Source organism: Bacteroidales bacterium, from assembly GCA_026418905.1.
GTDB lineage: Bacteria > Bacteroidota > Bacteroidia > Bacteroidales > DTU049 > JAOAAK01.
This window is the reverse complement of the sequence record JAOAAK010000022.1, coordinates 84346-93009: the sequence shown is the minus strand read 5'-3', so window position 1 is coordinate 93009 and position 8664 is coordinate 84346. Positions and strand designations below refer to the sequence as shown.

Below are 8664 nucleotides of genomic sequence, written 5' to 3'. Positions count from 1 at the left end.
TTCTGATTTTGGTTCTGATTATTTTTTTGATTTTGTTTGGAATTATTAGAGTTTTGATTGTTTTTTTTCTGCATCTTTAACGCGTAAGTAAGATTGTATCTGGCATCTTCGTCGTACGGTTTCAATCGAAGAGAATTGATGTATTGATTAATGGCATCATCATAGTTCTTTTCCTGAAGATATGTATTTCCAAGGTTGTAGTAAACTTTGCTTTTGAGGGAAGGATCAAGTGTCTGGTCTAAAAGTTTCTGAAATATTTCTTTGGCTTTGTCGTATTGCCGGTTTTTATAATAAGCATTTCCGAGATTATAAAGAATTTCATGTGAGTTGGGATCCTTACTAAGAGCTTTTTCATACCACTCAATAGCTTTGGTATAATTTTGCTGCACATATTTTTTATTTCCTTTTAGAATTTCTTCCTGTTGAGCAAGAAGCAAGATATGAACCAAGCAAGTCAGAATAAAAACTTTGAGTTTCATGGCATTTTCTTTTTTTCAATAAACTGACGTAATTTAATTTGCCATTTAACTTGTCTGTCTGATGAAATAAGCTCGAGAAGCAAGAAAAGTAAGGCGATCGTGAGAGGCCATTCGAAAATAGATCGATAATCGGCAAATTCTATAACATCTCTTTGAGTTTTCTGAGCAGATTGGAGAACATCGATCAAAATTTCTGATGCCTGGGAAAGTTTGGTCATACCAACGAATGTTCCACCTGTGCTTTTAGAAATAGATCTCATTAGATCCTCATTGGGCTTGGTAATAATAATGTTGCCTGCTTCGTCTTTTTTATAAGTTTTTGTGCCAATTGATGTGGGAAGAGGTATAGGGCCACCACCATGAGTACCAATCGTTACAGTATGAATTGGAATTTTCCTTTTAACGTAAACTGAAAGAATTTCTTCGACATCTCCCTCAAAACTTTCACCATCTGAAAATAAAATAACTACAGGAACGTTAGAATAGCTGCTATCGATAGCTTCTAAAGCTATTCGAAGTGCTTCAGCAATGTTGGTACCTTGACGAGTGATGAGACTTGGAGAAAGCAATTGAATAAAGTTTCTGAGTAATTTATAATCATTTGTCATGGGAACTTGTAAAAAAGCATTTCCAGCAAAAGGAATAAGAGCAAACCTGTCAGAGCGTGATTTTTCAAGTATATTGAGTAAAAACTGTTGCATTTTTTTCAGTCGAGAAGGCTTAACATCTTCAGCATACATCGATTGGCTGATGTCTGCAATAAGCACCACATCCGATCCATAAGTTTTTACAGTTTTATTTACGAGTGTTCCAGCTTGTGGATTAGCAAGAGCAATGAAAAGAAAAATCCACGCAATGAGAAAAAGAAAAAACTTATACAAAGGTTTCTTCCTACTCAAGGCAGGCATAGATAGATTAGCATTGTATGGAGTAAAATATGTTGTCAGAAATCGAACCCTGTATCGGTAATACGCCCAGAAAATAAACACTATCACGGGGATTAACCATAACCAATGCAAAACTTCAGGATGTGCAAATCGATACATGGCTTTTAAGGTAAAGGTTTAATAATCACATGTTTGATAAAAAACTCAAGTGCTAGTAAAAGAATAGCAACTACGAGAGGATAAGGGAAAAGTTCAGTCTGATGAGTCATGCTAGTTGCTTCAAACAACGTTTTTTCCATCTTATCAATTTCTTTGTAGATATTTTCAAGTGAATTGTTATCGGTTGCTCGGAAATATCTTCCACCCGTCATTATGGCCATCTCTTTAAGCATTGGCTCGTCTATTTGAACGTCGACGTAATCATAATATTTCTTATTACCTACATAATATGGATAAGGAGCTTTTCCTTTCGTGGTTCCAACACCAATTGTATATAGACGAATGCCATATTGCTTTGCTATTTGGCTTGCAAAAAGAGGAGAAATAAATCCTCGGTTGTTGATTCCATCTGTAAGAAGTATGGCAACCTTACTCTTGGCTTCACTATCTTTAATTCGATCCACAGCTAAAGCAAGCCCATCACCTATGGCTGTTCCATCTTCTATCATCCCATACTCAAGATTTTTTACTAATTCAATAAGCATTCTGTGATCTGTAGTAAGAGGACATACAGTATACGCACCTCCACTAAATGCTACCATGCCAATTCGATCGTTTTTACGGTTTCGAATAAATTCAATGGCTACATTTTTAGCAGCTTCCAATCGGTTAGGTTTCAGATCCTCAGCAAGCATGCTTCCAGAAATATCGTTGATAAGAATAATGTCAATGCCTTCAACTTTGACTTTTTCTTCAAATAAAAAAGTAATAGGCCGAGCAAGAGCTATCAAAATTAAAGCAATAGATGCCAGCCGAATATAGATGATCGATCCGTGTAAAAATTCTCTCAAAGAAAAGTAACTTTTCTTAAAACCATTGCTAAACGAGGGAAGGTGTATGGCAGTTTTTTTCTTATCCCTCGTGCGATGTAACCACCATGCTAACAAAGGTATCCCTAAAATCAAAAATAAAACCCATGGATGTTCAAATTGTAGATCATGAATTCCTAGCATCTTCTTTCTCCTCCTCAACTTTATGAGTTTTTTCAACAAACAAAATGGCTTGATGAACATGAAATTCCATGGTCGAAACGTTAATTTTTTCGTTGGCGAATTTTGCCAAGTCGGCAATCATCAGAAGTTCGCTCACGAGAGTTATCATGGAAGAATCAAAACGCTGTCGGTTAAGAGCTTCAATGATTTCACTGCTTATCATTTCTTCGGCATCGATGTTGAATTCTTCGACAAGGTACTTTCGGAGAATGTCAACCAGTTCAGTATAAAATTCCTTCGGTTCGTACTTAAACCAAAGTGTATCTTCTTTGATTTTTTTTAACCTATACAGAGCCCTTTCCCACGGCTTAAGGTAAGATAAATCTTCGAACGACGTTTCTTTCCTTTTTCTGAAAAATAAGAAGTAAACCAAAAGTGCTGCTATTAGCAACAAAATTGCTCCTATAATCCACCAAATTAAAGATTTTTTTTGGGTTTCCGAAGGTTTTTTATCTGAATGAACAATGTCTTTGATGTCCTTAATAGGCTTGGTTGTGTCAATGGGTACATAGGTGGCGTACAAAAAAATAGAATCGGGAAAAATTTCCATTGTGTCTTTCCCTTTCAAAAATATTGCTGGTTGAAAAGGTAATAGAAAATTACCACTATCGTAAGCGGAAATAACTTGTTTTTGAATAATTTGAAAAAAACCTTTTTTCTTTTCCTTCTGTTGTGGAAACAAATATAAGGATTTCAAAAATCGTCCAGTATCAACAAAAGTTGGTTTTGAAAGCAAAAGATAACCAGAGTCAGGGTAAGAAAGCGTCCACACCATGACAACAGGCTCCCCAAGGCGAATCGAATCCGGATAAATTTTCACCTCCATGCGTTGGGTGTGAAGTAAATGAAACCCAATGAGGAAAGAAAAAAAGAGCCCAAGAAATTTCATATTTTTTTACCTCTTTTTTTAAAGAAAACAGCCAAGGGTTTAACGTAATCTTCAGTTGTATTGATTTCAACGTAGTCCACTTGATGTTTATGACAAGCGGTATAAAAATACTTATCACAGTAATCGCGCCAGCCAAGATAGTCTAATATTCTTTCTTTCGATGCTAAAAAATGCAATTGACCAGTTTCTGGGTCTTTTACCAATAAGTTAAATTTCCGAATCATTTCTTTTTCGAAAGGATCTGAAATTTTAATAGCAACCACGTCGTTTTTGATTTCTGCAATGGCAAGGTTTTTTTCATAGCGTAGATCCAAAAAATCGGATATTACAAAAGCAATACATCGTCGTTTTAAAGCTGTATTAAATTTTTCTAAAGCAAAATCTATATTAGTTCCTGGCGAAGAAGGTTTAAACGTGAGCAAGTCATGAATGATACGAAGAACGTGCTTTGATCCTTTTTTGGGAGGAATGTATTTTTCAATTTTATCGGTAAAAAAAATAGCCCCCACTTTATCGTTGTTCATCATAGCAGAAAAAGCCAAAGTTCCAGCAATTTCAGTAATCATATCTTTTTTGGCTAAGGAAGTCGAACCAAAAGAATTGGAATTGCTAAAATCAATCAGTAACATGACCGTAAGTTCACGTTCTTCTTCAAATACCTTAACATAAGTATGATTAAATCGGGCAGTGACGTTCCAGTCGATGTTGCGAACATCATCACCAAAAACATATTCACGTACTTCACTAAACATCATACCTCTTCCTTTAAAAGCACTATGATAAGAACCTGAGAGCACTTCCTGAGTGAGCTTGCGAGTTTTAATTTCGAGGTAACGAACCTTTTTAGCTATAAATTCTGAAGTTTTCATGGGACGCGAACAGCATTGATGATATCAACAATGATGATGTCGGTGGTAATATTTTCAGCTTCAGCTTCGTATGTCAGGCCAATTCGATGTCGTAAAACTTCGGGTGCAATGGCCCTGACATCTTCTGGTAGCACATAACCTCGTCGTTGTAAAAGAGCATAAGCCTTGGCAGCGAGAGCCATGCTAATGCCAGCACGAGGAGATGCACCATAAGCAATCATGGATTTGTATTTGGAAAGCCCATACTTGTCAGGATAACGCGTAGCAAACACAATGTCAGTTATGTAGTCTTGAATTTTTTCATCCATGTAAATTTCATGAATGAGATCACGCATTCGAAGTATGTCTTCGATTTTAGCTACCTTAGATGGCATAGGATATTTTTTCTCAAGATTCCGTTGGATGATAATCTTTTCTTCATCTTTAGATGGATAAGTGATGATAACTTTCATCATGAAACGGTCAACCTGAGCTTCTGGTAGGGGATAAGTTCCCTCTTGTTCGATAGAATTTTGTGTTGCCATCACAAGGAATGGATCGGGAAGTTTGTAAGTTTGTTCACCAAGAGTAACTTGCCTTTCTTGCATGGCTTCGAGCAAAGCACTTTGTACTTTGGCAGGAGAACGATTGATTTCATCAGCTAAAATAAAATTAGCGAAAACAGGTCCAAATTTGACCTCGAACTCTTCTTTTTTTGGACTGTAAATCATGGTCCCTGTTATATCTGCAGGTAAAAGATCTGGCGTGAATTGGATCCGATTGAACTTAGCATCGATGGCTGATGCAAGGGATTTAATAGCAAGTGTTTTGGCTAGACCTGGTACACCTTCAACCAACAAATGACCATTTGCAAAAAGAGCTATAAGCATCTTGTCGATCATGTTCTTCTGCCCTACAATACTTTTACCAAGCTCCATTCTGAGTATATCAATAAATTCAGTTTCTTTTTTAATCTTTTCATTTAATTCAGTAATATCCATGGTCGGTATTTTCTTCATATGCTTCTAAAATTTACAATTTTTACAAACGTACAAAAACTATTATTATTTTAACGAATGGAAATTTTCCATTTTTCATATAAAGACTCAATGATCATTTGCATCCATTCATCTACTTCTTCATCATGTAAAGTTCTTTCAGGATGAGCAAAGTAAAAGGAAATGGCGTAACTTTTTTGCCGATTTTCCCACGATGGATGAACATATACGTCAAATAAATTAATTTTTTTTATAGTATTAATGGGAAGAGCTTTTATGTATTGGCTAATTTCTTGAAAAGTTAAGTGATAGGGTATGAGAATAGCAAGATCTCTGCGAATTCCAGGGAATTTTTGAAGTTCCTTGAATTGCAAAGATTTATGGTGAATTAATTCCCATAATAAGTTAAGATCAATTTCGGCGAAAAAAACTTCTTCGTGAATGTCCCATTGAGCAAGTATAGAAGGATGTACGTTACCGATGTAAGCTACTTCCATGTCATTTAAAGTATAGTTCAATGCATAGGAGAAACCACTTTTTTCTACTTCCCTCAATACGAGATCTCCGTCCAATTGACTGATTTGAAAGAAACCATCCAGACATTCCTTCATGTCGTAAAAATTTGTTTTTTCCCCGGCGTGATTCCATATCCTTTCGTAACGGTTTCCTAGTAGAAGTAGAGCGACTACGTCTTTTTCGTGAATTAGCTTTCTTATGTCTTGGGATGTAATATCATCATATTCATAGATTTTTCCTATCTCGAAAAAACGAAGGTTTTCTTGAAAATGACGAAGATTGTAAGAAGCTGCCTCTAGCAAAGAAGGAAGCATATGGGGTCGAAGTACGTTGAGTTCAGTGCTGAGAGGATTTTCAATATATATGATGCGGTCTTTATTTGCTAGACCTGTGTTTACATACCACTTCTCGGCACATAAACTGTTGGTTAAAACTTCCTGGAAACCCCGACCAACCCAAAATGAAGATATTTCAGATTTTAGGTCAAGTAAATTTTTTTGAAAGATTTGAAAACTGAAAGTTTGTTCGCGAGGAATTACAATTTGGTTAAATCCGTAAATACGTAGTATTTCTTCATATACGTCTTCTTTTCTGGTAACATCCACTCGATAGGTAGGAACAGAAACCAAAAATTCTCTTTTTTCTTCTTCGTATTGAACAGAAAAATCAAGATCAGTAAGTATTTCTCGAATGGTAGTGAGATCGATGGATTGTCCACTGAATTGTTCAAAATTGCGGAGTGAAAAATGAATGGAAACAGGTTGTACGGGTTTTGGATAAACATCTACGATATCACTAGATATTTGTGCTCCAGTAAGTTCTCGGATGAGTAGTGCAGCTCGTTTAAGGGCATAAACTGTACCATTGGGATCAGTGCCACGTTCGAAACGGTAAGCTGCATCGGTATGAAGATCATGATAACGTGCAGTTTTGCGAATCCATGTGGGATGGAACCATGCACTCTCCAAAAAAACACGTTGAGTCGTATGAGTAACTCCACTTTCTACTCCACCCATAACTCCAGCCATGCACATACCATCTGTAGCGTGGCAAATCATGAGATCTGTTGCTTTGAGTTTTCTTTCCTTACCATCTAAAGTTTTAAAAATCGTTCCTTCTGGCAAGCATTTGACAATCACCAGCTTACCTTCAATTTGATCGGCATCGAATGCATGAAGTGGTTGACCAGTTTCATACATAATGAACTGAGTAATGTCGACAACAGTGTTGATTGGGCGGAGTCCGGAAGCCATGAGAAAATTCTGGAGCCACATAGGGCTGTCACCATTGTTTACATCTTTTAAAGTGAGTCCTGAATATCGCCCACAAGCTTCTGTGTTTTCTACGGTCACGGTAATTTTAAGCTCGTGATTGTCAACTACAAAATTGTCGACAGAAGGAGGAAAAACTCTGACATCTTTTTGAGAATAACGATTCTTTAAAGCTGCTGCAATGTCTTTAGCAATACCAAGATACGAAAGAGCATCTGTCCGATTTGGCGTAATGCTGATCTCGAAAACTACATCTTCGTAGTTCTCAAAAAGTGATGAAGCTGGTAGGCCAATGGGAATGTCAGGTTTTAAGACCAAAATGCCATCATGCTTGTCGCTGATACCCAGTTCGTCCTCAGCACAAATCATTCCCTGGCTTTCATAACCTCGAATGGTGGTTTTTTCGATTTTAATAGGATTTTTCTGAAATGGATATAAAGTAGTACCAGGGAGAGCTATTAATACTTTTTGACCAAGAGCAACATTCGGTGCACCGCAAACAACATTCAAAGCATCGTTTCCAATGGCGACTTTCGTAAAATACAGCGATTCAGAATGTTCAATTTTTTCACAGTGTATGATTTCACCTGTTACAACACCAGCAAGATTGGAGGGGAATTTTTTGTAATGCTCAATACTTTCTACTTCAAGGCCATTCTCAGTCAGTATCCTTGACAATTCCTCTGGGGAGAGAAGTAAATTAAGGTATTGACTCAACCATTTATAAGAAATTTTCATGGTAGTTTTTGCAAACTTATGAAATTTTGGTTTTTTATTCCTTCATTCTTTGTCAGAATCAACAGAATGATCTACCATGATCTTTTGCATTTAGTTAACTTTGCAAAAAAAATGGGTATCATCTACGAGAATGCTACTTTAATTCTAGAAAAACTACCATCGCATGTAAGAATGATAGCTGTGAGTAAAACCAAAACAATTGATGAGATCAAAGAAGCTTACGAAGCTGGCATTAGGGATTTTGGAGAGAATTATGTCCAGGAACTTATGCAAAAACAACCATATCTACCTTCTGATATTACATGGCATTTCATCGGGCATCTTCAAAGAAACAAGGTCAAATACATTGCACCCTTCATCGGCTATATCCATAGTGTCGATTCCTTAGCTCTTTTGCAGGAAATCGAAAAACAAGCAGCTAAAATTAATCGTTCGTTATCGTGTCTTTTGCAAATTTCCATTGCGTTGGATGGCTCAAAGTTTGGATTTTCAACAGATGAGACTTTTCCTTTTCTTCAAAAAGAACAATATAAGCAATTTTCGCATATTGTATTTGCAGGTGTGATGGGGATGGGGAGCTTAACAGACGATAAATCCCTAACTCGTCAAGAATACAAAAATTTGAAGAACGTTTTTGATCGTTTAAAAAATCAAATTTTTTACGATTATCCTGAATTTAAGGAAATCAGCATGGGAATGAGTCATGATTATGATATTGCCATAGAGGAAGGGGCAACAATGGTAAGAATTGGCACAGCAATTTTTGGTGAGCGAATGAAAAAATAACAATTTCACTTAGAACGATATCAATTTTTCAGAGAAACAAG

The 8664-nt window shown here is 36.4% G+C and carries 8 protein-coding genes; 1 reads left to right on the top strand and 7 read right to left on the bottom strand.

The features are described 5' to 3' along the window. The 7 genes from N2Z72_04970 to pheT all read right to left on the bottom strand — a co-directional run. Window positions 1–479, bottom strand: a 479-nt coding sequence (locus N2Z72_04970; GenBank protein ID MCX7697030.1) for a tetratricopeptide repeat protein, incomplete at its 3' end; no start/stop codon positions are given. Next, window positions 476–1525 (bottom strand): VWA domain-containing protein, encoded by a 1050-nt coding sequence (locus N2Z72_04965; protein MCX7697029.1) that lies wholly within the window; start codon window positions 1523–1525, stop codon window positions 476–478. The genes N2Z72_04965 and N2Z72_04970, both read right to left, overlap by 4 nt. 5 nt (window positions 1526–1530) lie before the next feature. Then, entirely contained in the window at window positions 1531–2556 is a 1026-nt protein-coding gene (locus tag N2Z72_04960) for a VWA domain-containing protein (protein MCX7697028.1), read from the bottom strand. Then, entirely contained in the window at window positions 2522–3466 is a 945-nt protein-coding gene (locus N2Z72_04955) for a hypothetical protein (GenBank protein ID MCX7697027.1), read from the bottom strand. Before N2Z72_04955 ends, N2Z72_04960 begins: the two co-directional genes overlap by 35 nt. Then, window positions 3463–4335: a DUF58 domain-containing protein gene (locus N2Z72_04950; GenBank protein MCX7697026.1), complete on the bottom strand. Its 873-nt coding sequence runs from the start codon at window positions 4333–4335 to the stop codon at window positions 3463–3465. Before N2Z72_04950 ends, N2Z72_04955 begins: the two co-directional genes overlap by 4 nt. Next, window positions 4332–5333 carry an AAA family ATPase gene (locus N2Z72_04945; GenBank protein MCX7697025.1) on the bottom strand — a complete coding sequence of 334 codons (1002 nt, stop codon included), beginning with the start codon at window positions 5331–5333 and terminating at the stop codon, window positions 4332–4334. The genes N2Z72_04950 and N2Z72_04945 overlap by 4 nt, the downstream gene beginning before the upstream one ends. A 50-nt stretch (window positions 5334–5383) precedes the next feature. After that, window positions 5384–7837, bottom strand: coding sequence for a phenylalanine--tRNA ligase subunit beta (gene pheT / locus N2Z72_04940; GenBank protein MCX7697024.1), 2454 nt, complete (start codon window positions 7835–7837; stop codon window positions 5384–5386). Window positions 7838–7948: 111 nt separating this feature from the next. Here pheT and N2Z72_04935 point away from each other — a divergent pair, with 111 nt between their 5' ends. Next, window positions 7949–8623, top strand: coding sequence for a YggS family pyridoxal phosphate-dependent enzyme (locus tag N2Z72_04935; GenBank protein MCX7697023.1), 675 nt, complete (start codon window positions 7949–7951; stop codon window positions 8621–8623). The last annotated feature ends 41 nt before the right edge of the window (window positions 8624–8664 follow it).